The organism is Actinacidiphila cocklensis, from assembly GCF_907177275.1.
Taxonomy (GTDB): domain Bacteria; phylum Actinomycetota; class Actinomycetes; order Streptomycetales; family Streptomycetaceae; genus Actinacidiphila; species Actinacidiphila cocklensis.
Genome location: NZ_CAJSLV010000002.1, coordinates 104022 through 130692, shown reverse-complemented (window position 1 = coordinate 130692; position 26671 = coordinate 104022). Strand labels below are relative to the sequence as shown.

Annotated in this window: 28 protein-coding genes; 27 read left to right on the top strand and 1 reads right to left on the bottom strand. The window is 73.0% G+C overall.

Annotated elements, in window-relative coordinates; translation table 11 throughout:
- The first annotated feature begins 290 nt into the window (after positions 1-290).
- The 14 genes from NFU81_RS02420 (at position 291) to NFU81_RS02355 (ending at position 12173) form a co-directional block, all read left to right on the top strand.
- Complete coding sequence (locus NFU81_RS02420) at positions 291-1553, top strand: polysaccharide pyruvyl transferase family protein (protein WP_251484376.1); 1263 nt, start codon at positions 291-293, stop codon at positions 1551-1553.
- Positions 1550-1951, top strand: a complete 402-nt coding sequence (locus NFU81_RS02415) for a nuclear transport factor 2 family protein (protein WP_251484374.1) — start codon at positions 1550-1552, stop codon at positions 1949-1951. Before NFU81_RS02420 ends, NFU81_RS02415 begins: the two co-directional genes overlap by 4 nt.
- Positions 1952-2000: 49 nt before the next feature.
- Positions 2001-2249, top strand: a complete 249-nt coding sequence (locus NFU81_RS02410) for an acyl carrier protein (protein WP_251484372.1) — start codon at positions 2001-2003, stop codon at positions 2247-2249.
- A complete protein-coding gene (locus NFU81_RS02405) occupies positions 2246-3322 on the top strand; it encodes a beta-ketoacyl synthase N-terminal-like domain-containing protein (RefSeq protein WP_251484370.1) in 1077 nt (358 codons plus the stop codon). The genes NFU81_RS02410 and NFU81_RS02405 overlap by 4 nt, the downstream gene beginning before the upstream one ends.
- Positions 3323-3392: 70 nt before the next feature.
- Positions 3393-4274, top strand: a complete 882-nt coding sequence (locus NFU81_RS02400) for an SDR family oxidoreductase (protein ID WP_251484368.1) — start codon at positions 3393-3395, stop codon at positions 4272-4274.
- A complete protein-coding gene (locus NFU81_RS02395) occupies positions 4261-4923 on the top strand; it encodes a putative quinol monooxygenase (RefSeq protein ID WP_251484366.1) in 663 nt (220 codons plus the stop codon). The genes NFU81_RS02400 and NFU81_RS02395 overlap by 14 nt, the downstream gene beginning before the upstream one ends.
- Entirely contained in the window at positions 4920-6143 is a 1224-nt protein-coding gene (locus NFU81_RS02390) for a cytochrome P450 family protein (protein WP_251484364.1), read from the top strand. The genes NFU81_RS02395 and NFU81_RS02390 overlap by 4 nt, the downstream gene beginning before the upstream one ends.
- A complete protein-coding gene (locus NFU81_RS02385) occupies positions 6140-6367 on the top strand; it encodes a ferredoxin (RefSeq protein WP_251484362.1) in 228 nt (75 codons plus the stop codon). Before NFU81_RS02390 ends, NFU81_RS02385 begins: the two co-directional genes overlap by 4 nt.
- A gap of 94 nt (positions 6368-6461) precedes the next feature.
- Positions 6462-7247 carry a class I SAM-dependent methyltransferase gene (locus NFU81_RS02380; RefSeq protein ID WP_251484361.1) on the top strand — a complete coding sequence of 262 codons (786 nt, stop codon included), beginning with the start codon at positions 6462-6464 and terminating at the stop codon, positions 7245-7247.
- Between the two features lie 144 nt (positions 7248-7391).
- Complete coding sequence (locus NFU81_RS02375; RefSeq protein WP_251484359.1) at positions 7392-7985, top strand: NADPH-dependent FMN reductase; 594 nt, start codon at positions 7392-7394, stop codon at positions 7983-7985.
- An 86-nt stretch (positions 7986-8071) separates the two neighbouring features.
- Positions 8072-9205 carry a glycosyltransferase gene (locus NFU81_RS02370; RefSeq protein WP_251484357.1) on the top strand — a complete coding sequence of 378 codons (1134 nt, stop codon included), beginning with the start codon at positions 8072-8074 and terminating at the stop codon, positions 9203-9205.
- A 19-nt stretch (positions 9206-9224) separates the two neighbouring features.
- Positions 9225-10163: a 3-oxoacyl-[acyl-carrier-protein] synthase III C-terminal domain-containing protein gene (locus NFU81_RS02365; protein ID WP_251484354.1), complete on the top strand. Its 939-nt coding sequence runs from the start codon at positions 9225-9227 to the stop codon at positions 10161-10163.
- Positions 10163-10906: a hypothetical protein gene (locus NFU81_RS02360; RefSeq protein WP_251484352.1), complete on the top strand. Its 744-nt coding sequence runs from the start codon at positions 10163-10165 to the stop codon at positions 10904-10906. The genes NFU81_RS02365 and NFU81_RS02360 overlap by 1 nt, the downstream gene beginning before the upstream one ends.
- A 13-nt stretch (positions 10907-10919) precedes the next feature.
- Positions 10920-12173: a beta-ketoacyl-[acyl-carrier-protein] synthase family protein gene (locus tag NFU81_RS02355; protein WP_251484349.1), complete on the top strand. Its 1254-nt coding sequence runs from the start codon at positions 10920-10922 to the stop codon at positions 12171-12173.
- Between the two features lie 34 nt (positions 12174-12207).
- On the opposite strand, the gene NFU81_RS02350 is transcribed toward NFU81_RS02355, so the two are convergent.
- Positions 12208-12939 (bottom strand): TetR/AcrR family transcriptional regulator, encoded by a 732-nt coding sequence (locus tag NFU81_RS02350; protein ID WP_251484346.1) that lies wholly within the window; start codon positions 12937-12939, stop codon positions 12208-12210.
- Positions 12940-13059: 120 nt separating this feature from the next.
- Here NFU81_RS02350 and NFU81_RS02345 point away from each other — a divergent pair, with 120 nt between their 5' ends.
- From NFU81_RS02345 to NFU81_RS02285, 13 genes are all read left to right on the top strand, one after another.
- Positions 13060-14637 carry an MDR family MFS transporter gene (locus NFU81_RS02345; protein WP_251484343.1) on the top strand — a complete coding sequence of 526 codons (1578 nt, stop codon included), beginning with the start codon at positions 13060-13062 and terminating at the stop codon, positions 14635-14637.
- Entirely contained in the window at positions 14634-15824 is a 1191-nt protein-coding gene (locus NFU81_RS02340; RefSeq protein ID WP_251484340.1) for a questin oxidase family protein, read from the top strand. The genes NFU81_RS02345 and NFU81_RS02340 overlap by 4 nt, the downstream gene beginning before the upstream one ends.
- Positions 15825-15951: 127 nt before the next feature.
- Complete coding sequence (gene fabG / locus NFU81_RS02335) at positions 15952-16689, top strand: 3-oxoacyl-ACP reductase FabG (RefSeq protein WP_251484337.1); 738 nt, start codon at positions 15952-15954, stop codon at positions 16687-16689.
- Positions 16690-16726: 37 nt separating this feature from the next.
- Positions 16727-17248: a DUF4188 domain-containing protein gene (locus tag NFU81_RS02330; RefSeq protein ID WP_251484334.1), complete on the top strand. Its 522-nt coding sequence runs from the start codon at positions 16727-16729 to the stop codon at positions 17246-17248.
- Positions 17249-17295: 47 nt separating this feature from the next.
- Entirely contained in the window at positions 17296-18012 is a 717-nt protein-coding gene (locus NFU81_RS02325; protein ID WP_251484331.1) for a thioesterase II family protein, read from the top strand.
- Between the two features lie 23 nt (positions 18013-18035).
- The gene (locus NFU81_RS02320) at positions 18036-19505 is read left to right on the top strand and encodes an FAD-dependent monooxygenase (protein WP_251484328.1); all 1470 of its coding nucleotides are present in this window, start codon (positions 18036-18038) and stop codon (positions 19503-19505) included.
- A gap of 109 nt (positions 19506-19614) precedes the next feature.
- A complete protein-coding gene (locus tag NFU81_RS02315; RefSeq protein WP_251484326.1) occupies positions 19615-19941 on the top strand; it encodes a TcmI family type II polyketide cyclase in 327 nt (108 codons plus the stop codon).
- Positions 19938-21224, top strand: coding sequence for a beta-ketoacyl-[acyl-carrier-protein] synthase family protein (locus NFU81_RS02310; protein ID WP_251484324.1), 1287 nt, complete (start codon positions 19938-19940; stop codon positions 21222-21224). Before NFU81_RS02315 ends, NFU81_RS02310 begins: the two co-directional genes overlap by 4 nt.
- Complete coding sequence (locus tag NFU81_RS02305) at positions 21208-22440, top strand: ketosynthase chain-length factor (RefSeq protein WP_251484322.1); 1233 nt, start codon at positions 21208-21210, stop codon at positions 22438-22440. Before NFU81_RS02310 ends, NFU81_RS02305 begins: the two co-directional genes overlap by 17 nt.
- A gap of 41 nt (positions 22441-22481) precedes the next feature.
- Positions 22482-22751 (top strand): acyl carrier protein, encoded by a 270-nt coding sequence (locus NFU81_RS02300; RefSeq protein ID WP_251484321.1) that lies wholly within the window; start codon positions 22482-22484, stop codon positions 22749-22751.
- A gap of 130 nt (positions 22752-22881) precedes the next feature.
- On the top strand, positions 22882-23664 hold the full coding sequence (gene fabG, locus NFU81_RS02295; protein ID WP_251484319.1) for a 3-oxoacyl-ACP reductase FabG: 783 nt from the start codon (positions 22882-22884) through the stop codon (positions 23662-23664).
- A gap of 37 nt (positions 23665-23701) precedes the next feature.
- Positions 23702-24634 (top strand): aromatase/cyclase, encoded by a 933-nt coding sequence (locus NFU81_RS02290; protein WP_251484318.1) that lies wholly within the window; start codon positions 23702-23704, stop codon positions 24632-24634.
- A 2-nt stretch (positions 24635-24636) separates the two neighbouring features.
- Entirely contained in the window at positions 24637-26661 is a 2025-nt protein-coding gene (locus NFU81_RS02285; RefSeq protein ID WP_251484571.1) for an SDR family oxidoreductase, read from the top strand.
- The last annotated feature ends 10 nt before the right edge of the window (positions 26662-26671 follow it).

Below are 26671 nucleotides of genomic sequence, written 5' to 3'. Positions count from 1 at the left end.
GTACCGAAGCCTGCGACCTGCACAGTTGACACCCTTCTGGCGTTTCTCTGTAATTCCCGGGCGTCCCCTTCAGGTTCTCCTGACCAACCTCTGCACCAGGGCGGGTTGAATCGTGTGTGCTGCACCGAAGAAGGTATGTATCACGATCCCATGCACTGTCTGCCGAGCCCGACACCTGTTCAATTCGCCGGGAAAATCGCGGACCGCGGGAGAACCCGCGGGCAGGACCGGGCAATTGGGCGACTCCCTGTAATTCGGAAACGCGTCGAAGGAAGGGCATCCGAGCGACGATGAGTGAACGCCCGCTCTACTACCTGGTATCGACCGCCGGCATACCCAATCTGGGCGACGAGCTGATAGCCGCGACCTGGGTGAAGTACCTGGCGGAGCACGCGCCCGACGCCGACGTCGTGGTCGACTGCGTCGACCCCGACGCCGTGGTGGCCCCGCTGCGGTCCATGCACCCGCGGCTGCGCCTGGTCTCCACCCTGTGGCAGCTGTGCTTCCGCAACTGGGCGGCCGGTCTTGACGCGGCCGACGCGGTGCGGGCGGCGGTCGCCGACCCGGGACTTGCGCCCGACCTGCGGGACGGCATCGCCACGCTGTGCCGCGCCGACGTGGTCCATCTGACGGGCGGCGGCTTCCTCAACAGCATGTGGCCGGCCTTCACCGGGCTGCTGTCCGGCATCGCGGCGGCCACCGAGCGGTCCGGCGGGCGCGCCGCGATGACCGGGGTCGGCCTGTACCCGCCGGCCGCCGGCGGCGAGGACCGGATCCGCGCGCTGGCCGCGGGCTTCGCGGTGACCGACGTCCGTGACACCGCGTCGGCCCGGCTGCTGGCCGATCCGGCCGCGCTCTCCTGCGACGACGTGTTCCTCTACCCGCGCTCGTGGCGGGACGAGGAGTCGGCGGACCTGCCGGAGGTGATGGTGTCGGTGCAGTTCACCCTGCGTCCCACCGCGCTGTTCCCGCCCGGCGCCGGTCTCTCGCAGCCGGCGGACGGCCCGGCCGCCGCGGCCCGGGAGCGGGCGGCGCACCGGGGCATGAACGGGCTGCTGTCCCTGGTGTCGAAGGCGGTGGCCGACTGGGGCGCCCGCGAGGTCGGTGTGCTGGAGTGCTGGCCGGAGGCGGACCGCGACGTCCTGGAGATGACCCGCCGCGCGCTGCCGCGCACCCGGCTCTTCACGCTGGACGACGTGCTGCGCCGCGGCTTCCCGGCACGCCCCGGCCAGGCGTGGTTCTCCACCCGCTTCCACCCGCATCTGCTGGCGTCGGCGGCCGGAGCGTCCGGCGTCGCGGTGAGCCTGCGCGACGACTACTACGGCACCAAGCACCGCTCGCTCACCGACCACGGCTCCCCCTGGGCGCTCACCCGGTGCGACGTGCTCGGACCCGAGGCGCCCGCGGTGCCGCCGCGGCCGGTCGCCGGGGGCTACGAGCCGGCGCGGCTCGACGCCCACCAGGCGGCCAAGCGGCGGGTGGCGGAGCGGATCTACGGGTTCGGGCCGGCCGAGGGGCTCCGCCCCGGCGGGGACCCGGGGCCGGCGTCATGAACCCGCCCGCCGCGGACCCGCACGCGGACCTGGTCCGCCGCTACATCGCCGTCTGGAACCTCCCCGACGGCCGCCGCCGCGCCGCCGTCGACGAGCTGTTCACCGAGGACGTGCGCTACGTCGACCCGGAGGTCTCCCTGCGCGGCAGGACCGCCCTGGACTCCTACATCGGGCTGACCCGGAGCCGCTTCGCGGGGCTGGCGTTCAGCCCGGCCGGCACCCCTGACGGCCACCACGAGCAGGTGCGCTTCGGCTGGCAGTGCGCCGCGCAGGACGGCGAGCCGGCCCTGACGGGGATGGACGTCGCCCTGCTGGCCGGCGGCCGGGTGGCGGCCCTCTACGGATTCTTCGACGCCGTGCCGGTCGTCGGCCCGAGGCCGCCGTCGACCGCTCCCTGACCGTTGCCGTTGACCAACTCCCCATCGTGACCGAACAGGAGGCACCGCCATGGCGGTCATCAGTGCCGACACCCGGGACCGTATCAAAACGCTCGTCAGCGACGTCCTGGAAGTCGAGTCGGACGAGCTCACCGACACCAGCCGGTTCGTGGAGGACCACGACGCGGACTCGATGCGCCTGATCGAGATCCTGTCCTCGCTGGAACTCAACCTCAAGGTGACCATTCCGCAGTCGGAGCTCCCGCGGATGGTCAACCTGTCCGGGGTGTACGACGTCGTCGGGGAAATCCGGCCGTGACGGGTGCCACGCTCGCCATCACCGACTGGTCGGCGGTCTCCCCGTTCGGCACCGGCCGCGACGCCTTCGCCAAGGGAGTGCGGCAGCAGGTGTCCACGGCGGTGCGGCTGGACCGGGAGCGGTGGGGAGTCCCCGACGACGTCGCCTGCCTCGTACCGGACTTCGACGTGCGCACCGCACTCGGCAAGAAGGGCACCCGGTCGATGAACCGGGTGACGGGCCTGGCCGTGGCGACCTCAGGTGACCTGCTGGCCGGTGCCGGCGGGCTGCCGGTGCCGCGCGAGCGGACCGGCTTCGTGCTCGGCACCACCGTCGGCAGCGCGCAGAGCACCATCGACCTGACCCGCGGCTCGCTCACCGGCGAGCGGCCCTACCACGTCGAGTCCGGGCTGATCCCCTACGCGGTGATGAACGGCGCTGCCGGGCAGTGCGCCATCTGGCACGGGCTGCGCGGCCCCAACGCGACGCTGTCGGCCGGGCGGCCCGGCGGCCTCGTGGCGCTCAACTACGCCCGCCGGCTGCTGCTCAGCGGGCGGGCCACGGCGGTCCTGTGCGGCGCTGCCGAGGAGTTCTCCGACGCCCGGTCCTGGATCGACCACCACAGCAGGGAAGGCGGCGCCCCGGGGCCGGTGCTGGGCGAGGGCTGCGCGCTCTTCTCGCTGACCACCGAGCCGGAGGAGCCGCCGCTGGCCGAGCTGCTGGCAGTGGCGTCGGCGACCTTCGCCGACGGCGACCGGCGCGGCGCGGTGGACCGCTGCGTACGGCGTGCCCTCGCGGCCGGCGGCGCCGAGGCGTCGCAGGTGTGGGTGGCCTGCCCTTCCGGTGCCGCGGGCGCCGAGGGCGACGGCGAACTCGACGCGCTGACCGGGCTGTTCGGTGCGGCCCGGGTGGGGACGCCGGTGGCGGCGCTCATCGGCGAGACGCACGCGGCCTCGGCCTCGTTCGAACTGGCCGCGCTGCTCAGCCGCGCGGAGGACGACTCCGCGTGCGCGGGCAGGACCGCGGTCATCACCTCCATCGACCCGGGCGGTACGGCGGCCGCGGCAGTGCTGCGGCTGCGGCCCGGACAGTGAACCGGCCGGCGGTCCGGCCGGTGCCCAGGACCGCGCACCCCAACTGCGACCTGCGAAGGGAGCCACAGGCATGACCCACACGACCGGCGAGCACCGCAGACACACCATCCTGGTCACGGGGGCGACGGGGAACGTCGGCCCGTACGCCGTGAGGCAGCTGCTGGAGGCGGGCGCGGCCGTCCGCGCGCTGGTGCTCAAGGACGACCCGAACCTGCACCGCCTTCCCGAGGGCGTCGAGCTCCACTACGGCGACCTGGCCGACCCCGACAGCGTGGAGGCCGCGCTGCCCGGCGTCGACGGGGTGTTCTGGATGTGGCCCTTCTTCGCCCTCAACACCCGCACGGCGCCCGAGGTGCTGAAGCGGATCGCCGCCCACGCCGAGCGGGTCGCGGTGGTCTCCTCGGTCGGTGTGCACCTGGGCATCGAACCGGTGGACAACAACTGCCACGCCTACCTGGAGAAGCTGCTGGAGCAGAGCGACCTGGAGTGGACGTTCCTGCGCACCACCGGGTTCATGGCCAACTCGCTCGGCTTCGCCCCGCAGATCCGCACCTCGGGCACCGTGCAGTTCCCGTACGGCGACGCGGTCCGCACCTCGGTGCACGAGTCCGATCTGGCCGCGGTCGGGGTGCGGGCGCTGACCGAGGACGGGCACGCCGGGCGCAAGTACCTGGTGACCGGCCCCGAGGCGCTGTCGCAGCGGGAGCAGGTGCAGATCATCGGCGAGGTGCTGGGGCGCACGCTGGAGTGGGAGGACATCCACCACGACGCGGCCCGCAAGGCGATGGTCGACACCGGCTGGCCGCCCTCGTACGCGGACGGCGCGCTCGACTACTTCGCGGACCTCTGCCAGACGCCCGAGCCCGGCTCCACCGTGGTCGCCGACACCACCGGCCGTCCGGCCCGGTCCTTCCGCGAGTGGGCGGTGGAACACGCCGATGCCTTCCGCTGAACCCGGCTTCGCGACCTTCGGCGTACTGCGCACCGACGGCGCACGGACGGCGGCACAGGTGGCCGAGGTGATCGCCGCCGAGGTGAGGGACTGGGTCCGGCACACGCCGGGGTTCGTCTCCTCACGGGTCCACCTGGGCGTCGTGGAGGACGTCGTGGTGCACCGCGGGGAGTGGACGGACCAGGACGCGTACCGCACCTCCTTCCAGGACAGCCCGGCCGGGGGCCCGCTGCACGGCGCGGCGGGCTGGCCGGGCGTCACCGGGGCGACCGTCTTCCGCGGCGCCCCGGTGCCCGGGATCGCGGGGCCTGCGGCGGGGCGGCCGCCGGGCACGGTGGTGGTGGCGACCCGGCACCTGTCGGGTCCCGAGGCCACCGCGGCACTGCTCGGCCTGCTGCGGCAGAGCGGCGTCTGGAAGCACGACGTCCCCGGCTTCGTCTCGGCCACGCCCTACGTCGACGCCGAAGGCCGCACCTTCGTCAACTACCCGGCGTGGGTGGACATGGCGGCCTACGACGCGTGGATGGCCGATCCGCGCATCCCGGCCGGGCAGCAGGAGATCTCCCGCCTGGAGGTCGCTCCGCCGGAGTACCTGCTGTGCACGGTCGTCTCCGACATCGTCGCCCCACGCACAGGAGGCACCCCATGACCACCGCACAGGCGCACGCGCCGCTGTTCAGCCCGGAGTACTACCGGGACCCGTACGCCACCCTCGGGTGGCTGCGCGAGCACGACCCCGTGCACGAGTTCCGCTTTCCGGTGGGCGACGTGCGGATGTGGATCGTCACGCGCTACGAGGACGTCCGCCACGTACTGGCCGATCCGCGGTTCAGCTCGGAGAGCGGCACCTGGGCCAACGAGGAGTTCAAGGCGGCCGGGCTGACCACGGGCGCCGGCAGCATCCTGGAGAAGGCGATCACGGTCGTCGACCCGCCGGCGCACACCCGGTTGCGGCGGCTGGCGATGAGCGCCTTCACACCGCGCCGGGTCGCCGCCTGGCGGGACTCGGTGAGCCGCACGGTGGCGGCCACCCTGGAGGACTGCGCGGCCCGTGGCACCTTCGACGTGATGGACGACTACGCCGGGGTGGTCTCCTCCGGGGTGATGGGCGAGATCCTGGGCTTCGAGATCGATCGGCACAAGGAGCTGGTCGAGGCGCTGGCCCAGGCGTTCCCCTCCGATCCGGCGCTCATGGACCAGGTCCCGGTGGGATTCGGCCGGATCTGCGACTACGCGGCCCAACTGGTCGCCGACAAGCGGCGCCGGCCGGGGGCCGACCTCACGTCGGTACTGGTCCAGGCCCGCGAGGACGAGGACCGGCTGTCGGAGGACGAACTGGTCGCGATGGTGGGCGCCATGATCCTCGCGGGCAGCGACACCATCCGGGCGTTCGTCGGCAACGCGGTGCTCGCGCTGCTCGACCACCCGGACCAGGCCCGGCTGCTGGCGTCCGACCCCGATCTGGGGGCCGGGGCGATCGAGGAACTGCTGCGCTACGACGGCGCGTTGAGCGCCGGGCTGTTCCGGGTCACCACCGAGGAGGTGGAAGTGGCGGGCACCCGGTTGCCCGCGGGATCGCCGGTGATCGCCGCGCTGCTGGCGGCCAACCGGGACCCCGCGCGGTTCGCCGACCCCGACCGGCTGGACATCGCCCGCCCGGACAACCGGCACCTCGGCCTCGGCCACGGGCTGCACAACTGCCTCGGCGCGGCGCTGGCCCGGATGGAGGGCGACCTCGCGGTCGGCGGCCTCTTCCGCCGCTTCCCCGGGCTCGAACTCGCCCTGGACCGCGCCGAGATCGGCTACATCGAGAACTGGGCGATGCGCCGGATCGTACGGCTGCCGGTCCGCACGGCGGCTGCCGTATGAGCGGCGGCTCCTTCAGCGTGGACCGGGAGCTGTGCCGGGGTTCCGGGCTGTGCCAGGTGATGGGTCCCGCGCTGTTCGGCCGTACCGAGAGCGGCTACCCGGCTGCCGACTCGGGCGAGTTGCGGGACGAGGGCAGCGTCGCGCTCGCCGACGAGGTGGCCGACTGCTGCCCGACCGGGGCGATCGCGGTGTACAGGGACGACGGCGACGCGTCACCCCGGTGACGCAGGGACGCAGGGACGCAGGGACACAGGGACGCACGGATGGTCCGGCTCGCCGAACCGGTGGCCTCGTGCGGTGATACGGGAGGAGGGCGGGATGAACGGACAGGACGAGAGCGGCTTCCCCGCGGAGCAGGGCGAGTCGGGCGAGCGGGTCATCGGCCGGTTGTGGGAACGCAACTACGACGGTGTGACGAGAGGGCTGCTGGAGGCGCTGCCCTTCAGGGACGACTGGGACTGCCTCGACCTGGGCGCGGGGACCGGCTCCATGGCGCGGTGGATGGCGCAGCGCGCCCAGCGCGGCTCGGTGCTCGCCGTGGACGTCGACACCTCGCTGATGGACCAGGACGGTCCGCAGAACCTGACGGTCAAGCAGATGGACCTGCGGGCCGAGGACTTCGTCGAGGGATCCTTCGACCTGATCCTGGCCCGGGCGGTCTTCTCGCAGCTGCCGGACCCGGACGCGAGCCTGGCCCGGGCGGCGCGCTGGCTCGCACCCGGCGGCTGGCTGCTGGTGGAGGACTTCTGCTTCATGCCGGCCGCGCACTCCCCCACCGAGACCGGGCGGGCGGTGATCGACGCTTACGTGCAGACCTTCGAGGCCCACGGCGTGGACGCCTACTGGGGGCGGCGGGCGCCGGCCCTGATAGCCCGCGCGGGGCTGGTGGAGATGGGCAAGCAGGTACGCCCGCTGGGGCCGGGGCAGGGCGACACCGAGAACGCGCTGATGCGTGCCCGGCTCGCCTACCAGGGCGCCCCGCTGGTGGACAACGGGCTGGTGACCGCGGAGCAGCTCGCGGAGTTCGTCGCCTCCCTGGACGACCCCGGCGCGCAGGACATCGCGACGCTCCAGATCTCGGTATGGGCGCAGCGCCCCGCGTAGTGAGGAGCGGGGCAGGTCAGTTGCGTACACCGTACCGAAATGGCTAAGCTGAAAGCGCATCAACCTCGTACAGTGTACGAAATAATGGAGACGGGCCGCGACGTCACGGCACCAGTCGAAAGCACGTGGCCATAAGGGGAATCGATGCCCGACAATCCGATAAAACTGGCTCTGATCATCGGCAGTGTCCGCGGCGGGCGCTTCGGCCCGGTGGTCGCCAAGTGGTTCACCGAGCAGGCCCGGTCGCACGGCGAGGTCGAGGTCGAGGTCATAGACCTGGCCGACTACCCGCTGCCGCTGGAGATGCCGCCGTACGGCGAGTTGCCGCCCCCCGAGGTCGGTGCGGTGTGGGCCAAGCTGTCCGCGAAGCTCACCGCCGCCGACGCCTTCGTCATGGTGACGCCCGAGTACAACCACGCGGCGCCCGCCTCGCTGAAGAACGCCATCGACTGGTTCAAGCAGGAGTGGGTTGCCAAGCCGGTCGGCATCGTCTCCTACGGCGGTGTCGGCGGGGGTCTGCGCGCCGCGGAGAACCTGCGGCTGATCCTCGCCGAACTGCACGCGCACACCGTCCGTGACACGGTCAGCTTCCACAACTCGTGGGGCGACTTCCTCAAGGACGGCGCGGTCATCAGCCCCGAAGGCAGCGACGCCGCGGCCAAGTCGCTGCTGGACCAGGTCGTCTGGTGGGGCCGGGCGCTGCGTGAGGCGCGGGAGAAGCGCCCCTACCTGACCTGATCTCTCGCGGGGCAGGTCACACCCCGGCCGGGGGTATGGGAGGCGTCGCCTCTCCATACCCCCGGTTCCGTTTTCCAGGAGGGCCCGTGCGGTTTCTCTTCATCGCGGCAGGCAGCGCGGCCACCGTTTTCGGCCTGGCACCGCTGGCGACCGCCGTACGCAATGCCGGCCATGAGGTCTTCATGGCCGCCAACGACAACGTGATGGCGAGCGTGGCGGGCGTCGGGCTGCCCGGTGTGCCGGTGACCCCGGTGCCGCTGCTGGACTTCATCACCAAGGACCGCTCCGGCGCCCCCGTGACGGTGCCGCAGGGGATGGCGGAAGGCGTCCGCTTCACCGGCAGCTGGTTCGCCCGGATGGCTGTGGCCCAGCTGGAACGGCTGCTGGACTTCACCGCCCACCGGCCGCCGGACGTGGTGGTGGGCGGCACCCTGTGCTACGCGGCGCCCCTGGTGGCGGCGAAGTTCGGCGTCCCCTGGGTGCGGCACGCCTGGGACGCCATCGACGCGACCGGCGCGGACCCCGGCGCGGAGGAGGAACTGGCCGCGGAGCTGGACGCGTTCGGTCTTGACGGGCTGCCGGAGCCCGACCTCTTCGTCGACGTGTGCCCGCCGGGCATCCGGCCGACGCACGCGCCCGCGGCCCGCCTGATGCGCTGGATCCCCGTCACCAACCAGCGCGCGCTGGAACCCTGGCTCTACGCCAAGGACGACGGGCGGCCGCGGATCTGCCTGACCGCGGGCAGCCGCGTCACCCAGGACGCCGCCGAGGGCATGGCGTTCCTGTCCAGGATGGTCGAGGCGCTCTCGCTGCCCGACGTCGAGCTGCTGGTCGCGGCCCCCGACGACGTGGCCGCGCAACTGCGCGCCGACCACCCGGGGATTCGCGCGGGCTGGATGCCGCTCGACGTGCTCGCCCCCAGCTGCGACCTGGTCGTCCACCACGGCGGCGGCACCACCGCGCTGACCGCGCTGCGGGCCGGCGTGCCCCAGCTGATACTTCCGCAGGGCGCCTTCAGCGTCCGCGGCGCGCAGGCGCTGGTGGACTACGGCGCCGCGCTGTCGCTCGACCCGCGGGAGGCGGCCCCGGCCACGGTCACCGAGGCCGCCCGCGAGCTGCTGTACAGCGCCGGACACCGCGCCCGGGCCGGGGACCTGGCCCGGGACATCGCCCGGCTGCCCGCACCGCCGGACCTGGTGGACACACTGACCGCCCTGTGAGAACACGAGACGGAGCGCGATGACCACGCTGAACGCGGTGGAGTCCTTCTTCCCCGACACCACCGTCACCGTCGAGGAGCGAGCCGCGCAGCTCGGCCGCAGCGACGTGAAGACCCATATGCACCGCACTGTCCACGGCCTCGACCGGATGCACTACGACGCGCGGCTCGACCTCTACGACCTGGTCCTGCCGCCCGCGCGCCGCATCCTGGAGCGCGTCGACCCGCGGTCGGTGCGCTATCTGCTCTACGGGCACGCGCTGCACGGCGCCCGCGGTGCCGCGCCGGACACCCCGCAGCAGATCAAGCACCGGCTCGGCATCGGCCACGCGACCGCCTTCGCGATGACGCAGCAGAACTGCGCGATCCCGCTGTCGGCCATCGACACGGCCGGCGCGCTGCTGCGGGCCGACGGCGCGGCCGGCGCCACGGCTCTGCTGGTGACGGGTGAGAAGCCGTCGCCCGAGGTCGCGTCGGCGATCGACACGGTGATGATCGCCGACGGCGCCGCCGCGTGCCTGGTGTCGCTGGACGGCCCCGGCGCGCAGGTGCGGTCCTTCGCCACCCGCACCCGGGGCGAGTACTACCAGGGCCTGGCCGGCACCCGGGAGGACTTCCGGTCGGCGGCGGAGATGCGGCCGAAGGTGCTGTGGGAGATCATGCGCGAGGCCGTGGACCGGGCCGGCTGCACGCTGGACGACATCGAGTGGATCATCCCGCCCAACCAGGGCTACGCGTTCTGGGAGGGCGTGCTGGACCAGGAGCCGGCGGCGGGGAAGGTCTTCTTCGACAACAACCGCCGGTTCAGCCACTGCCTGGCCGCGGACATCCTGATAAACGCCGCCACGCTCTTGGAGGAGGGGCGCTTCTCCGCGGGCCGCCCCTCGATGTTCATCGCGACCGGCCTGGGCTGGACCTTCTCCGCCATGGTCGTCGTGCCGATCCCGGAGGTCAGGTGATGGGCGGACTGCGACTCGTGTCGGCGCTCGGCGCGCGGACCCGGCCGGAACGGCCGGCCGGCGAACCGGCGGGACACAAGGAGATCGTCGACCTGCTGGTCGACCAGCTGCCGCGGGACCTGCCGCCGCCCGGTCTTGTCCTGCTCTCCTACGCGGCCCCCGACGTGAACGGGAACCAGACGGTGGCGTCGTACCTGAACATGCGCACCGGCGGCCAGGCGCACAGCTTCGCGGTGTCGGGGCAGGGCCTGGGCGGCCCGTTCTCCGCGCTGCGGGTGGCGCGGGCCTACGCCGGGGAGGCCGGGACGTCGGTGCTCGCGATCGTCGAGTGCCGCACCCCCGACGGGCTCGACGCGCCACAGGAGGCGACCGGGGTGCTGCTGGCCTTCGGCGGCGCGGCAGGACCGCTGGTGGAGCCCGCCGCGGCGGATCGGCCGGCCGCTCTGCTGCGGGAGCACGGGCGGCTGCTGGTGGTGCTCGGCCCCACCGCCGACCCCGCGGCGCTCGGCGTGCCGGCCGGGGCCGACGTCCACCGGGTACCGGCCGGCGGCTACTGCACGAGCGTCTGGCTGGCACTGGCCCGGCACTGGACGCGGTGGTCCGCGACATACCCCGCGATCGCCCTGTGCGACACCGATCCGCTGCACGGCACCGGCCATGTGGCGGTCCTGCACGGGATGCGGGACGGCGCGGGCAGCGCCGGCGCGGCGGGGCGAGCGGCCGCAGAGGGTTCTTCGACGTAGAGGAGTGGTGGTCATGAGCGACACGGCACAGCGGACCGGGAAACAGGCCCGCACCCGGCCCGACTCCGCCCGGGTGGTCATCACCGGGCTCGGGGTCTTCTCCAGCATCGGCATCGGCGCCCGGGAGTTCACCGAGGGCCTGCGGGCCGGACGCAGCGGCGTCTCGCCCATCACGTCCTTCGACGTCACCGGCTACGACCGGTCCAACGGCTGCGAGGTCCCCGACTTCGCGCCCGAGGAGTGGATCACCCGCGGCTCCGCCGACGAGTTGGGACGGGCGAGCCAGTTCTCCGTGGTGGCCGCGCGGATGGCGGTCAGGGACGCGGGACTCGACGAGGACGAGCTGCGCGAGCGGCGGGTGCAGATATCGATCGGCACGACCGACGGCGAGTCGCGGGACATGGACAACCTCGCCGCGAGCTGGGTCGCCGACGGCCCCGCCGCCTTCGACCCGCGGCTGGCCCGCCGGCTGAGCGCCGACCGGCTGTCCGCGTCGGTCGCCCACGAACTCCGGCTCACCGACGCGGAGTGCGTCACCCTGGCGACCGCCTGCTCGGCCGGCAACTACGCCATCGGGCACGGCTTCGACGCGCTGCGGATGGGCGACGCGGACATCGCGCTGTGCGGCGGCGCGGACGCGATGTGCCGCAAGTCCTTCACCGCCTTCTACCGGCTGGGCACGATCGCGCCGGACTTCTGCCGCCCGTTCGACGTGGACCGGCAGGGCATCCTCACCGGCGAGGGCGCCGGGGTGGTGATGATGGAGACACTGGAGTCCGCACTGGCCCGCGGCGCCCGGATCTACGCCGAGGTGCTCGGGTACGGGCTCAGCTGCGACGCCCACCACCCGGTCTCCCCCGAGCAGTCCAGCATCGAGCGGTGCATGCAGACCGCGCTCGACGACGCAGGGGTGGCCCCCGAGGAGGTCGACCTGATCTCCGCGCACGGCACCGGGACGCGGATGAACGACGTGACGGAGTCCCGGGCGATCCGCGGGGTGTACGACGGCCGGCCGCCGCGGACCATCTCGCTCAAGTCGATGCTGGGCCACACCATGGGCGCGGCGAGCGCGCTGGCCGCGGTGGCCTGCTCGCTGGCGATCACCCACGGCTTCATCCCGCCGACGATCAACCACCGCGAGACCGACCCGGAGTGCGAGATCGACTGCGTGCCCAACGAGTCGGTCGAGGCCGACCTGCGGGTGGTGCAGAACAACGGGCTGGCCTTCGCGGGCAACAACGCGGTGGTGGTGCTGGGCAAGTACTGACCGATCCCCCGGCCGGGACGCCGCAACGGGGCGCTCAGGCTCCGGGTTTGAGGCTGGCCTCGATGCTGTCGAGCACCCGGTCGAGTCCGTACTGGAAGCGCGCGTCCGGCTCCATGTGGGGCGAGGTGTTCTCCATCAGCACGCGGGCGAACCTCGGGTACTTGCCGGAGAGCACCAGCTGCCGGGCGTAGGGCGCGGTCCTGCGCATCCACTCCTGCATGTCGACGCCGGTGCGCCTGGCCTCCTCCTGCCAGCCGACCTCGGCCCGCACGAAGCTCTCCACGTAGCCGTTCAGCAGGCCGATCAGGCTGACCGCTTCGTCCACCGACACCTCGAAACCGTCGAAGGAGGACAGCAGGAACTCCTGCAGATGCAGGGAGTTGGGTCCCCAGACGGGGTGCCCGGGGACGCGGGTGGCCAGCCAGGTGTGGCGCAGGTACAGGGCGCGCTTGGCGACCACCACGTCGCTGAGGTCGGCCCGCCACTCGCCGCTGGGCCTGTCCGGCAGCCCCATCTCGCCGGTGACCTCGTCGACGATCAGCTCTATCAGGTCCTCGCGGTTGCGCACGTACTGGTAGAGCGTCATCGTGCCGGCGCCGATCTCGGCGGCGATCCGGCGCATGGACGCCGCCGGGAGTCCGTCCTCGTCGGCGATCTTGATGGCGGCCCTGACGACCTGCTGCCGGCTGTAGGCGCGCTGCGGGCCGGGAGATGCCCGCCTCGAACGCTCCGGCTGCATCCAGATGCTCGCTTCGTCGCCTCCCATGAGGTCTCCCGTCCCTGGCCGCCGCGCTGAAAGCTACTTGCGTACACCGTACCAAGATGGTTAACCTCGAACCGAGACTTCGTACGGTGTACGGGGATAGTCAGAGCGAGGGGCCGCCCGATGGCAACGGACCACAGCACCGACCAGGCACGAGCCCCGCAGCCCGCGGCCACCGGCGGCAGGACGAAGGAACGGCGCTACGCCTACGGGGTGACCGCGCTGGCACTGGCGATGGCCCTGGCCATGCTCGACCAGGTGATCGTGGGCACCGCGCTGCCCACGATCGTCGGCGACCTCGGCGGGCTGAACGAGCTGTCCTGGGTGATCACCGCGTATCTGGTCGCCAGCTCCGCGACCACACCGCTGTGGGGCAAGCTGGGCGATCTCTACGGCAGGCGGGCCACCTTCCTGTCGTCCATCTCGATCTTCCTGGCCGGGTCCATGGTGTGCGGGCTGGCCCAGAGCATGACCCAGCTCATCGCCTTCCGGGCCTTGCAGGGCCTGGGCGCGGGCGGGCTGATGGTCGGCGCCTTCGCCCTCATCGGCGACCTGGTCACCACCCCGGCCGAGCGCGCCAAGCTGCTGTCGGTGATCGGCGCCATCATGCCCACCGCGCTCGCCGGCGGGCCCGTGCTGGGCGGCCTGCTCACCCAGCACGCGAACTGGCGCTGGGCCTTCTACATCAACGTGCCGCTCGGCGCGGTGGCCCTGGCCGCGAGCGCGGCCGGCATCCGGCCGGGAGGGCGGCGCAAGGTGCGGATCGACTTCCTGGGCGGCGGCCTGCTGAGCGCGGCGGTCGCCGCGCTGACCCTGCTGGCGACCTGGGGCGGCGACCGCTACGCATGGGACTCGCCGCAGATCATCGGCCTGGGCCTGGGCTGCGCACTGCTGCTGGCCATGCTGCCGTACGTCGAGCGGCGGGCCGCGGAGCCGATACTTCCGCCGCGGCTCTTCCACGACCGGGACTTCAACCTGGCGCAGGTGCTCGGCCTGCTCATGGGCGCCGCGATGCTGGCGGTGATGGTGTACTTCCCGACCTACATGCAGGACGTGCGCAGCGCCTCCCCGACGTTCAGCGGCGTCCTGCTGCTGCCCTTCGTCGGCGGCATGATCGGCGTCCAGCTCGTCATCGCCCGGATCATCCCGCGCACCGGGCGGCTGCGGCCGTATCCCATCGCGGGCGGGGCGCTGGCGACCGCCGGCATGCTGACCCTGCTGCTGCTCGACACCGGTACGGCGACGCTCGCGGCCTCGGCGCTGACGCTGACCGCGGGCGTCGGGGTCGGCCTGGTCATGCAGAGCACCCAGCTGATGACCTTCGGCAGCGTCGAGCAGCGCGACATCGGTGCGGCCAGCGGACTGCTCAACCTGTTCCGCACCATCGGCGGCTCGCTGGGGGTGGCGCTGCTCGGCTCGGTCTACACCGACCGGCTGCACACCACGCTCAACGACCAGCTCGGTGACGCGGACGGCGGCCGGCTCGCGCACTCCAGCGGCCGGCTCACCCCCGAGCAGCTGCACGCGCTGCCCGACTCGCTGCGCGACGCCTTCCGGCTGGGCGTCGACCACGGCCTGCACGGCGTGGTGACGGGCGCGGCGGTCCTCACCGTCCTCGCCCTGGTGACCGCCTGCTTCGTGCGCGGGCGGCTGCCGCAACGCCAGCAGAACAGTACTGCCGAGCAAGGAGCCACCGTATGACCGCCTACTCCGACGCCGTCAACGACGCGCTCGAACGGCTCGACGACCTGGGGTACGAGCGCGGCCCGGAGCCCGAGGGGTTCGTCGCGCACGGCACGATGTGCTCCGAGACCCTGGCGGTGCTGGGCTACGCCGACCGGATCCCCGGCTACGTGGACGGCTACCGCAAGGGCCTGGCCCACCACGACCGGCCCGAGCCGTGGTTCGCGGTGTCCGAGGACGACTGGCGCGACGCGCTGGGCGACTTCTCGCGGGCCGGCGACTGGGAGGTGCTCTTCCGCCGGGAGCTGGCCGCCGCGGACTGGCAGACGGTGCTGGTGAGGTGGTGGCCGCGGCTGGTGCCGGGGATCGTCGCCGGCCTGACCCACGGCCTGATCCGCACCGCCCACGCGGTACGCAGCCTGGGCGCCACCCCGCAACCCACCGCGGGGCAGCTCACCGAGCTGGCCCGCGGGCTGGCCTACTGGGCGGCCCGCTGGACGCGGCTGCCCGGGCACGTGCGGTTCCAGGGGCAGCGGACCCTCGGCCAGGCGATGGCCGCGCTGCCCAGGGACGAGATGACCGGCTCGCGCTTCCGCGGCGGCAAGGGGGCGTCCGACGACACCAGCACCCTCGCCGGGTACCCGGGCTATCACCAGGCGCTGCGCTCGCTGCGCCCGTACCAGACGCAACTGCTGCTCAGCGAGATGACCGCGGGCTTCGCCGGGGTCTACCTCGCGCATCCGGAGGTGCTGCCGATCCCGCCGGTGCACGGGATCACCGCGCCGGCCGCCGTACGGCTGGTGCTGCCCTACCTGCCGGACCGGCTGCACGCTCCGACGCTGGCGGCGATCTGGCAGGTGCAGACACTGATGCTGCTGGACCTCACCGACAGCCGGACCGGCGAGGACACCGCCCTCGCCGACGCGGACGCCATGGACGCGCCGAAGTTCGCCGAGCTGACCGCACGGGCGGTCGAGCACGGCGACGACCATGTGATCAAGCTCGCCGAGGCGTGCATGCGCGAGCACTCCCTGCGGCCCGACCCGCGGTACGCCGCCGCCGCGCTCGCCGCCCAGCAGCGCATCCCGCCCTACGGACCCACCTTCGGGCGGGCCACCATCCAGCAGATCGAGGCGCGCGGGCAGCGCTACATGAACCTCGCCAGGGCCATGCACGACGGGAACCCGCCGCCCGCGCAGACCTGAGTCCCCCCGTAATCCGGCCTGAATCCAGGGAGCCGGGCGGCCGCCTTCGCGGCCGCCCGGCTCCTTCGCGTCGGCAACTCCCAGCGCTCGCTTCACCCAGCGACGCGGAACACCGAGGAGAAACCCCATGGACCGCATTCGTCGTGTCGCGCTGGTGAGCGGAGGCTCGCGCGGGATAGGCCGGGCGACCGTGCTGCGCCTGGTGCGCGACGGTTACCAGGTGGCGTTCTGCTATCAGCGGGACACCGACGCCGCCCGCGCGGTGGAGAAGGAGGCCGCCGCACTCGGCGGCCGTGCGACCGCCCGGCAGGTGGACGTCACGAGCGCGGCGGACGTCCAGGCGTGGGTGCTCGGCGTGGAGCACGAGACCGGTCCGGTCGACACCGTGGTGACCTCGGCCGGAGTGGTCAGGGACGCGCCCCTGGTGATGATGTCCGACGAGGACTGGGACCAGGTGCTCGACACCAACCTGCGCGGCACCTTCCTGGTGTGCCGGGCCGCGGTCTTCCACATGATGAAGCGCAAGTCCGGCTCGGTGGTGAACGTCTCGTCGATCGCCGGCGTCGCGGGAAACGCGTCGCAGGGGAACTACTCCGCCGCCAAGGCCGGGATCATCGGGCTCAGCAGGTCGCTGGCCAAGGAGGTCGGCCGCTACGGGATACGCGTCAACACCGTGGCGCCCGGATTCATCGAGACGGACATGCTCTCGCAGCTCACCGACGGATACCGCCGCCGCATGCTGGAGCAGACCCCGCTGCGCAGGTTCGGGGAGCCGGAGGAAGTCGCGGACGCGATCGCGTATCTCGCCGGCGCCGGTTACGTGACGGGCGCCGTACTCCAGGTGGACGGCGGGCTCGCCATCTGACCACGACAGGGCCGCCCAACAACTTACGGAGCCTGCCATGAGTGAGCAGAAGATCCACAACGGACGGTTCACCACGACCAGCGACGAGGAGATCGTGCTCTTCCTCCTCGGGATCCGGGTCAACAAGCTCAGAGCGCTGCGCTCCTGGCTGCCGGTGGTCCGCGCGCTCGATCCGATGCTGCGGGAGCTGGCCGCCGATCCCGGCAGCGGCCTGCTGTACTCCCGCACCCAGCGTTACGGGCTGCGCGAGGTGACCCTGCTGCAGTACTGGCGCGGCGCCGACGCGCTGATGGAATTCAGCCACGCGGCGATGCACCGGCGCGCGTGGCGCGACTTCTACAAGGTCGCCTCCCGCGGCACCGACGTCGGGCTGTGGCACGAGACCTACGTCGTACCCGCCGGGCACTACGAGTCGATCTACGGCAGCGTGCCGCTGTCGGGACTGGGCGTGGTGCACGGCCTCACCCCGATCGGGCGGCGGACGGAGACCGCGCGCGCCCGGCTCGGCGCGGTCGGCGAGCCGCGCACCGTGCCGGCCGCCGAGCCCGAGTCGCCGTGAGGCGCTCGGCACCGCGGGGTCCCGCCTGGACGACGGTGCTGCGGCCGGTGCCCGCGCCCCGCCGCCGGCTGGTCGTCTTCGCCCACGCGGGGGCCGGACCGCGGCTGTACGCAAGGCTGCTGGCCGGCCTGCCGGAGGATGTCGAACTGGCCGGGGTGACGCTGCCCGGCCGGGAGCACCGCGACCGGGAACCGCCCCGGACACTGCTGCCGGCCATCACCGACCGGGTCGTCCGCGAACTGCGGGCGGCCGAACCGCTGCCGACCACCTTCTACGGGCACAGCCTCGGCTCGCTGCTGGCCCTGGCCTCCGCGCACGCGGCGCCCGAGCTGTGCCACGCCCTGGTGCTGACCGCCGCCCCGCCCGGGACCAAGGGCCACGACTTCGCCGCGGACCTGGACACCCCCGACGGGCTCGCGGAGCTGTTCGCCCACCACCGGGTGCCGATGGACGCGCTCGACGAGAGCCGCGCCCGGGACAGGGCGCAGTACGTACTGGCGTGGGACCTGCTGCTGGCCCGCGACGCGCTGCTGGCCGCCGACGGGACGCGGGTGGGCCAGCCGCTGACCGTGCTCGGCGGGCTGCACGACGAGGTGGTGCCGATCGCCACGCTGCCGCTGTGGGCGCGCTTCACCACCGGCCGCTTCCGGTCCCGCGCGGTCGCGGGCGGGCACTTCTTTCCCTTCCACCCCGAGGGGCGGCACCTGCTGGTCACGGAACTGGCCGGCGAACCGGTCCGGTTGACCCCCCAGGCCGGCCCCTGAACCGATCCGTTGAGGAGACAGCCGTGGATGCTCCAGTCATAGTCGCCGGCGCAGGACCCGCCGGGCTCATGCTCGCCGGCGAGCTGCGCCTCGCCGGCATCGACGTGATCGTCGTCGAGCGCCTGCCCCGCCGCACCGGCGAGTCCCGCGGGCTCGGCTTCACCGCCCGCACGATGGAGGTTTTCGACCAGCGCGGGCTGCTCGCCCGGTTCGGCCAGGTGGACACCAGCGACCAGGGCCACTTCGGCGGCGTGCCGGTGGACTTCTCCGTCCTCGAAGGCGCCCACCAGGCCGCCAAGTCGATCCCGCAGTCCGCCACCGAGGCGGTACTCGAAGCATGGGCCACCGACCTCGGCGTCGACATCAGGCGGAACCACGAACTGCTGGCCATCGCCGAGAAGGACGACGCCGTCGAGATCACCGTCCGCGGCCCCGAGGGCGAGCACCGGCTGCGCGCCGAGTGGCTCGTGGGCTGCGACGGCGGCCGCAGCGCGGTCCGCAAGGCGGCGGGCTTCGACTTCCCCGGCACGGCCGCCACGATGGAGATGTACCTGGCCGACCTGCGCGGGGTGGACCTCGAACCCCGCATGATCGGCGAGACGCTGCCCGGCGGCATGGTCATGGTCGGCCCGCTGCCCGGCGGCATCACCCGGATCATCGTCTGCGAGCGCGGCACCCCGCCGCGCCGGCGGACAGGACCGCCGGCTTTCTCCGAGGTCAGCGAGGCGTGGCAGCGCCTGACCGGCACCGACATCTCGCACGCGGAGCCGGTGTGGGTCAGCGCGTTCGGCGACGCGACCCGGCAGGTCACCGCCTACCGGCGCGGCCGCGTGCTGCTGGCGGGGGACGCCGCGCACATCCACCTGCCGGCCGGCGGGCAGGGCATGAACGCCAGCATCCAGGACTCGGTGAACCTCGGCTGGAAGCTGGCCGCGGTGCAGCGCGGGACCGCCCCCGACACCCTGCTGGACAGCTACCACGACGAGCGGCACCCGGTCGGCCGCAGGCTGCTGATGAACACCCGCGCGCAGGGCATGCTCTTCCTGCGCGGCGCGGAGATGCAGCCGCTGCGGGACGTGCTGGGCGAGCTGGTCGACTACCCGGAGGTGGCCCGCCATCTGGCCGCGATGGTCAGCGGCCTGGAGATCCGCTACGACGTCGGCACCGGCAGCCACCCCCTGTTGGGGATGCGGATGCCGCCGCTGGCCCTGACCGTGAACGGCCGCGCCACCGGCACCGCGGAGCTGCTGCGGCCGGCCCGCGGCCTGCTGCTCGACCTGGCGGACAACCCGGAGCTGCGCCGCCGGGCGACCGGCTGGACCGACCGGATCGACCTCGTCACCGCCGCCCCCGAGGACCCCGCCGCCGGCTCCGCGCTCGCGGGGACCACCGCGGTGCTGGTCCGGCCCGACGGATACGTCGCCTGGGCCGCGCCCGGAAGCCACCACGACCTGCCGATGGCGTTGGAGCGGTGGTTCGGCCCCGAACGCTGAGCCCCCGCGACAGATCCGGGCCGGCACCACCCCCGCACCACCCCCGCACCGGCCCGCACCCCGGGCCGGTGCACCTGCGGCCCACCCGGCCCGACATGGAGGACAAACGATGCACAGCACACTGATCGTGGCCCGTATGAACCCCCAGGCGGCCACCGACGTCGCCGAACTCTTCACCGCGTTCGACGGCACCGACATGCCGCACGCCATGGGTACCCGGCGCCGGCAGCTCTTCTCCTACCGGGGGCTCTACTTCCACCTGCAGGACTTCGACACCGAGGACGGCGGCGAGCGCATCGAGACGGCGAAGACCGACTCCCGGTTCGTCGCCATCAGCCAGGACCTCAAGCCGTTCATCGAGGCCTACGACCCGGCCACCTGGCGCTCGCCCGCCGACGCGATGGCGCAGCGCTTCTACCAGTGGAGCGCGCGGTGAGCCGACGACGCGTCGTCATCACCGGCGTCGGAGTCGTCGCCCCCGGCGGGATCGGCACCAAGGACTTCTGGCAGCTGCTGACCGACGGGCGCACCGCGACCCGCAGGATCAGCCTCTTCGACCCGTCGCCCTTCCGCTCCCAGGTGGCCGCGGAGGCCGACTTCGACGCCGAGCTGCTGGGGCTGACCCCGCACGAGATCCGGCGGATGGACCGGGCGGCGCAGTTCGCGGTGGTCGCCGCCCGCGAGGCGATGGCCGGCAGCGGGCTGGAGTTCGGCGGCCTGGAACCGCACCGCACCGGGGTGACGATCGGCAGCGCGGTCGGCGCCACCACCGGGCTCGACCAGGAGTACCGCACGGTGAGCGACGGCGGCCGCCTCGACCTGGTCGACCACGCGTACGCCGTACCGCACCTCTACAACTACCTGGTGCCCAGCTCCTTCGCGGCCGAGGTCGCGCTGGCGGCCGGCGCGGAGGGACCGTCCGCCGTGGTGTCCACCGGCTGCACCTCGGGCCTGGACGCGGTCGGGCACGCCGCCGAGCTGATCCGCGAGGGCAGCGCCGACGTGATGATCGCCGGGGCCACCGACGCCCCCATCTCGCCGATCACGGTGGCCTGCTTCGACGCCATCAAGGCCACCACACCCTCCAACGACAACCCCGAGGGCGCCTCGCGCCCCTTCGACGACCGCCGCAACGGCTTCGTCCTCGGCGAGGGCTCCGCGGTGTTCGTCCTGGAGGAGATGGCGGCCGCGCGGCGTCGCGGCGCGCACATCCACGCGGAGATCGCCGGGTTCGCCACCCGCTGCAACGCCTTCCACATGACTGGGCTGCGGGCCGACGGCCGGGAGATGGCCGAGGCCATCCGGGTCGCCATGGACGAGGCCCGGGTCGGCCCGGCGGGCATCGACTACATCAACGCGCACGGCTCGGGCACCCGGCAGAACGACCGGCACGAGACGGCGGCGGTCAAACGCAGCCTCGGTGAGCACGCCTACCGGACCCCGATGAGCTCCATCAAGTCGATGGTCGGCCACTCGCTCGGCGCCATCGGCTCCATCGAGATCGCCGCGTCCGTGCTCGCCATCGAGCACGACGTCGTGCCGCCCACCGCCAACCTGCACGTCCCCGACCCCGAGTGCGACCTGGACTACGTCCCGCTGACCGCGCGCGAGTGGCGTACGGACACGGTACTGACGGTCGGCAGCGGCTTCGGCGGCTTCCAGAGCGCGATGGTGCTGACCAGCGCGGGGGGAGGAGCAGCGGGTGGCAGCAAGGTCTGACGCGAAAGTGGTCGTGACGGGGCTGGGCATCGCCGCTCCGAACGGCCTGGGAACGGCCGACTACTGGGCCGCAACCCGCGCCGGCGTCCACGGCATCGGCCGGATCGCGCGCTTCGACCCCGCCTCGTACCCGGCGACCCTCGCCGGGGAGATCGACGGCTTCGCGGCGCAGGACCTGCTGCCGAGCCGTCTGATCCCGCAGACCGACCGGGTGACCCGGCTGGCGCTGGTGAGCACCGACTGGGCGTTCGCGGACGCCGGGGTCCGGCCTGAGGAGTTCCCCGAGTTCGACATGGGTGTCGTGACGGCGAGCTCCTCCGGCGGTTTCGAGTTCGGGCAGGGCGAGCTGCAGAACCTGTGGAGCCGGGGCGGCGCGTATGTCAGCGCCTACCAGTCCTTCGCCTGGTTCTACGCGGTCAACAGCGGCCAGATCTCGATCCGCAACGGCATGCGCGGCCCCAGCGGCGTGGTCGTCAGCGACCAGGCGGGCGGCCTCGACGCGGTCGCCCAGGCCCGCCGGCAGATCCGCAAGGGCACCCGGCTGGTCGTCTCGGGAGGCATGGACGCCTCGATCTGCCCCTGGGGCTGGGTCGGCCTGCTCGCCAGCAGGCGGCTGAGCACCAGCACCGATCCGCAGCGCGCGTATCTGCCGTTCGACGGCGCCGCACACGGCCACGTGCCCGGCGAGGGAGGTGCGCTGCTGGTGCTGGAGGACCTGGACAGCGCCCGCGAGCGCGGGGCGCCGCAGGTCTACGGGGAGATCGCCGGCTACGGCGCGACCTTCGACCCGGCGCCGGAGACCGGGCGGGAGCCCTGCCTGCGCAAGGCGATCGAGGTCGCCCTGGACGACGCCGGCATCGGCCCGCAGGACGTCGACGTCGTCTTCGCCGACGGCGCGGCCGTACCCGAACTGGACCGCATCGAGGCGGAGGCCGTCAGCAAGGTGTTCGGGCCGCGCGGGGTGCCGGTGACCGTGCCCAAGGCGATGACCGGCCGGCTGTGCTCCGGCGCCGCCGCGCTGGACCTCGCCACGGCGTGCCTGGCGATCCGCGACGGGGTGATCCCGCCGACGCCGCACGTGACGCCCGGCGACGACTACGACATCGACCTGGTCGGGGCACAGCCGCGTACCGCGCCCATCCGCACCGCCCTGGTGCTGGCCCGCGGCTACGGCGGCTTCAACTCGGCCCTCGTCGTCCGCGCCTGCGGCCTATGACGCCCGCAGGAACCGCTCATCACTTCTCGGAGAGGACAGCCATGCCCGCTACCGGATTCACCCTGGAGGCGCTCAAGCGGATCCTGCTGGAGGGCGCCGGCGCGAGTGAGGAGGTCGACCTCGACGGCGACATCCTCGACGTGGAGTTCGACGCCCTGGGCTACGAGTCACTGGCCCTGCTGGAGACCGGCGGCCGCATCGAGCGGGAGTTCGGCATCGCACTGGACGACTCCGCGCTCACCGTGGCCCGCACCCCCCGCGCGCTGATCGACGTCGTCAACGCGCACCTCTCCCCCACTCCGGCCGCCTGAGCACCGCCACCGCCCCGCCGGCCGGCTCCCCGCTCGTGCGGGGGCCACGCGCTGCCGCCGCATCCCTTCCCCCGACGGGTGCGGCGGCAGCGCCGTGCCGGGAAGCCAACCCACCCACGGGAGGCAAGACATGACAGGAACACAACGCACCGTCCTGGTGACCGGTGCGACCAGCGGGATCGGGCTCGCCGTCACCCGGCTGCTGGCCGCGCAGGGCAACCGGGTCTTCATCTGCGCCCGCAACCCCGAGTCCGTGGCCGGCACCGCGAAGGAGCTGCGGGGCGAGGGCCTGGACGTGGACGGTACGGCCTGCGACGTGCGCTCGCCCGACGACATCCGGGACTTCGTCGGCGCCGCGGTGGAGCGCTTCGGCCCGGTGGACGTCCTGGTGAACAACGCCGGCAGGTCCGGCGGCGGGCCCACCGCGGACATCGCCGACGACCTGTGGCTCGACGTGCTGGAGACCAACCTCAACAGCGTCTTCCGGATGACCCGCGAGGTGCTCACCGCCGGTGGCATGCGGGACCGCACCTGGGGCCGGATCATCAGCATCGCCTCGACCGCGGGCAAGCAGGGCGTGGTGCTCGGCGCCCCCTACTCCGCCTCCAAGCACGGCGTCGTCGGCTTCACCAAGGCGCTCGGCAACGAGCTGGCCCCCACCGGCATCACCGTCAACGCGGTCTGCCCCGGGTACGTCGAGACCCCGATGGCCCAGCGGGTCCGGCAGGGGTACGCGAGCGCGTACGACACCACCGAGGAGCAGATCCTCCAGCGCTTCCAGGCGAAGATCCCGCTCGGCCGGTACTCGACACCGGACGAGGTGGCCGGCCTGGTCGGCTACCTGGCCTCCGACACGGCCGCGTCGATCACCTCGCAGGCGCTCAACGTCTGCGGTGGCCTGGGCAACTTCTGAACCCCAACCCCGCCAAGTACAGCCGAGGAGACCGCCGATGACCCAGCACGAGGTCGAGCACACCATCACCGTCGACGCCCCGGCAGCCGAGGTCTACCGGCTTGTCGCGGGGGTCGAGAACTGGCCGCTGATCTTCCCGCCGTGCGTGTACGTCGACGTCGTCGAGCGCGGCGCGGCGGACGAGCGGATCAGGATCTGGGCCACCGCCAACGGCGAGCCGAAGAGCTGGACCTCCCGCCGCGAACTCGACCCCGACAAGCTGCGCATCGGCTTCGCCCAGGAGGTGTCCGCAGCGCCGGTCGCCTCCATGGGCGGCACCTGGATCATGGAGGAGGACGGCGGCAGCACCCTGCTCCGGCTGCTGCACCACTACCGGGCCGTCGACGACGACCCGGAGGGACTCGCCTGGATCGACGAGGCGGTCGACCGCAACAGCCGATCGGAGCTCGCCGCGCTCAAGGTGAGCATGGAGCGGGCCACCGACAGCGCGCTGACCCTCTCCTTCGAGGACAGCGTGCGGATCGCGGGCTCCGCGAAGGACGCCTACGACTTCATCAACGAGGCCCAGGCGTGGCAGCAGCGGCTGCCGCACGTCGCGTCGGTGGACCTGCGCGAGGACACCCCCGGCCTGCAGGTGCTGCGCATGGACACCCGCACGGCCGACGGCTCGACGCACACCACCGAGTCGGTACGGGTCTGCTTCCCGCACCGCAGGATCGCGTACAAGCAGACGACGCTGCCCGCGCTGCTCCAACTGCACACCGGATACTGGGACTTCACCGAGGACAGCGACGGGTACACCACCGCGACGTCACAGCACACGGTGATCCTCAACCCGGACAACATCACCAGCGTTCTCGGCGAGGACGCCGGGATCGAGCAGGCCCGGCTCTTCATCCGCGGCGCCCTCGGCGGCAACAGCCGGGCGACGCTCGGCCATGCCAAGGCCTACGCGGAAGTGCGGCAGTGACGATGCCGGCCACGCGGACGACCGGCCAGGACACGGACGTCGTGGTGGTGGGGGCCGGCCCGGTCGGGCTGCTGCTCGCGCTGGAACTGCGGCTGCGCGACGTCCGGGTCACCGTACTGGAGCAGCTCGGCTCGCCCACGTCGGAATCGCGCGCCTCGACCCTGCACACCCGCACGATGGAGCTGCTGGAGGACCTCGACCTGCTCGCCGACCTGGCCCCGCAGCCCGGTCCGCGCGGCCACTTCGGCGGCATCCCGCTGGATCTGGCCGCCGCCGATCCGGGGCACCGGTTCGCCGGCCAGTGGAAGGTGCCGCAGACCAGGGTCGAGGCGGTGCTGCAGCGGCACGCGGTGGAGCGCGGCGCCGACCTGCGCCGCGGGCACCGCGTGACGGGCCTGTCCCAGCACCCGGGCCACGTGGACGTCGAGGCCGCGGGACCGGGCGGCCTGCCGGTGGTGCTGCGCTGCGCGTACGTCGTCGGCTGCGACGGCGAGCACAGCACCGTACGGGACCTGGCCCGCGTGGGCCTGACCGGCGGCGGCGCCACCAAGGAGCTGCTGCGGGCCGACGTGGAGGGCATCGACATCCCCGACCGCCGCTTCGAGCGGCACCCGCACGGCCTTGCCATCGCGTCCCGCTGGCCCAGCGGCGCCACCCGGGTGATGGTGCACGTGTACGGCGCCGCGCCGCGCGAGCGCTCCGGTCCGCCGGAGTTCGGCGAGGTCGTCGCCGCCTGGCGGAAGGTGACCGGCGAGGACATCGGGCACGGCCACCCGGTGTGGCTCAACTCCTTCAGCAACTCCCGGCAGCAGGCGGCCCGTTACCGCCAGGGCCGGGTGCTGCTCGCCGGGGACGCGGCGCACGTGCAGCTGCCGGTCGGCGGCCAGGCACTCAACTTCGGCCTCCACGACGCCGCGGACCTGGGGCACAAGCTGGCCGCGCAGTTCGGCGGGCGGCCCGACGAGGCGGCCCTGGACTCCTACCACGCGGTGCGCCACCCGGTGGGCAGCCGGGTGCTCGGCAACATCGACGCACAGGCCCAACTGCTGCTGGGCGACGCCGAGGTGGAGCCGCTGCGCACCGTCTTCACCGAGCTGATGGAGCTCGCTCCGGTGCCACGGCACCTGGCCGCGATGATCAGCGGGCTCGACACCCCGTATCCGCACCACCCGGCGCCCGCGCCGGACCCCGGCCCGGCGGCGGCCCAGGACGCGCGTACCGCCGGCCCCCTCAGCCACCCCGTCCCGGACAGGAGAGCCACCATGCCCAAGCTCACGGGAAAGACCGCACTCGTCACCGGATCGAGCCGCGGCATCGGCCGGTCGATCGCCCTGCGGTTGGCCCGCGAGGGCGCGCTGGTCGCCGTGCACGGCTCCAGCAGCCAGGAGGCCGCCGACGAGGTGGTGCGGCTCATCGAGCAGGACGGCGGCCGGGCCTTCGCGCTGCAGGCCGAGCTGGGGGTGCCGGGCGACGTGCACGAGCTGTTCCTCGCTCTGGAGCGCGGGCTGAAGGAGCGCACCGGCGGCACGGACCTGGACATCCTGGTCAACAACGCCGGGGTGATGGGCGGTACGCCGCCGCAGGACGTGACGCCCGAGCAGTTCGACCGGCTCTACGCGGTCAACGCGAAGGCGCCGTTCTTCCTCGTGCAGCGGGCGCTGACGAACATCCCCGACGGCGGGCGGATCGTCAACATCTCCTCCGGGCTGACGCGGTTCGCCAACCCGCAGGAGGTCGCGTACGCGATGACGAAGGGTGCGATCGACCAGCTCACGCTGCACTACGCCAAGCACCTCGCGCCGCGCGGCATCACCGTCAACAGCGTGGGTCCCGGGATCACCGACAACGGCTCCCCGGTCTTCGGCATCCCCGAGGCGGTCGAGCAGATGGCGGCGCTGTCGGCCTTCAACCGGGTCGGCAGGCCCGAGGACGTGGCCTCGGTGGTGGCCTTCCTGGCCGGGGACGACGCGCGCTGGATCACCGGCTCCTACCTCGACGCCAGCGGCGGCACGCTGCTGGGCGGCTGACCGGCGGCGC

Bases quoted from the DNA above. Each gene is read 5' to 3' on its own strand.
- NFU81_RS02420 (WP_251484376.1), top strand. From the start codon at position 291: ATGAGTGAACGCCCGCTCTACTACCTGGTATCGACCGCCGGCATACCC.
- NFU81_RS02415 (WP_251484374.1), top strand. From the start codon at position 1,550: ATGAACCCGCCCGCCGCGGACCCGCACGCGGACCTGGTCCGCCGCTAC.
- NFU81_RS02410 (WP_251484372.1), top strand. From the start codon at position 2,001: ATGGCGGTCATCAGTGCCGACACCCGGGACCGTATCAAAACGCTCGTC.
- NFU81_RS02400 (WP_251484368.1), top strand. From the start codon at position 3,393: ATGACCCACACGACCGGCGAGCACCGCAGACACACCATCCTGGTCACG.
- NFU81_RS02395 (WP_251484366.1), top strand. From the start codon at position 4,261: ATGCCTTCCGCTGAACCCGGCTTCGCGACCTTCGGCGTACTGCGCACC.
- NFU81_RS02390 (WP_251484364.1), top strand. From the start codon at position 4,920: ATGACCACCGCACAGGCGCACGCGCCGCTGTTCAGCCCGGAGTACTAC.
- NFU81_RS02385 (WP_251484362.1), top strand. From the start codon at position 6,140: ATGAGCGGCGGCTCCTTCAGCGTGGACCGGGAGCTGTGCCGGGGTTCC.
- NFU81_RS02380 (WP_251484361.1), top strand. From the start codon at position 6,462: ATGAACGGACAGGACGAGAGCGGCTTCCCCGCGGAGCAGGGCGAGTCG.
- NFU81_RS02375 (WP_251484359.1), top strand. From the start codon at position 7,392: ATGCCCGACAATCCGATAAAACTGGCTCTGATCATCGGCAGTGTCCGC.
- NFU81_RS02365 (WP_251484354.1), top strand. From the start codon at position 9,225: ATGACCACGCTGAACGCGGTGGAGTCCTTCTTCCCCGACACCACCGTC.
- NFU81_RS02360 (WP_251484352.1), top strand. From the start codon at position 10,163: ATGGGCGGACTGCGACTCGTGTCGGCGCTCGGCGCGCGGACCCGGCCG.
- NFU81_RS02355 (WP_251484349.1), top strand. From the start codon at position 10,920: ATGAGCGACACGGCACAGCGGACCGGGAAACAGGCCCGCACCCGGCCC.
- NFU81_RS02350 (WP_251484346.1), bottom strand. From the start codon at position 12,939: ATGGGAGGCGACGAAGCGAGCATCTGGATGCAGCCGGAGCGTTCGAGG.
- NFU81_RS02345 (WP_251484343.1), top strand. From the start codon at position 13,060: ATGGCAACGGACCACAGCACCGACCAGGCACGAGCCCCGCAGCCCGCG.
- NFU81_RS02340 (WP_251484340.1), top strand. From the start codon at position 14,634: ATGACCGCCTACTCCGACGCCGTCAACGACGCGCTCGAACGGCTCGAC.
- fabG (WP_251484337.1), top strand. From the start codon at position 15,952: ATGGACCGCATTCGTCGTGTCGCGCTGGTGAGCGGAGGCTCGCGCGGG.
- NFU81_RS02330 (WP_251484334.1), top strand. From the start codon at position 16,727: ATGAGTGAGCAGAAGATCCACAACGGACGGTTCACCACGACCAGCGAC.
- NFU81_RS02315 (WP_251484326.1), top strand. From the start codon at position 19,615: ATGCACAGCACACTGATCGTGGCCCGTATGAACCCCCAGGCGGCCACC.
- NFU81_RS02300 (WP_251484321.1), top strand. From the start codon at position 22,482: ATGCCCGCTACCGGATTCACCCTGGAGGCGCTCAAGCGGATCCTGCTG.
- fabG (WP_251484319.1), top strand. From the start codon at position 22,882: ATGACAGGAACACAACGCACCGTCCTGGTGACCGGTGCGACCAGCGGG.
- NFU81_RS02290 (WP_251484318.1), top strand. From the start codon at position 23,702: ATGACCCAGCACGAGGTCGAGCACACCATCACCGTCGACGCCCCGGCA.
- NFU81_RS02285 (WP_251484571.1), top strand. From the start codon at position 24,637: ATGCCGGCCACGCGGACGACCGGCCAGGACACGGACGTCGTGGTGGTG.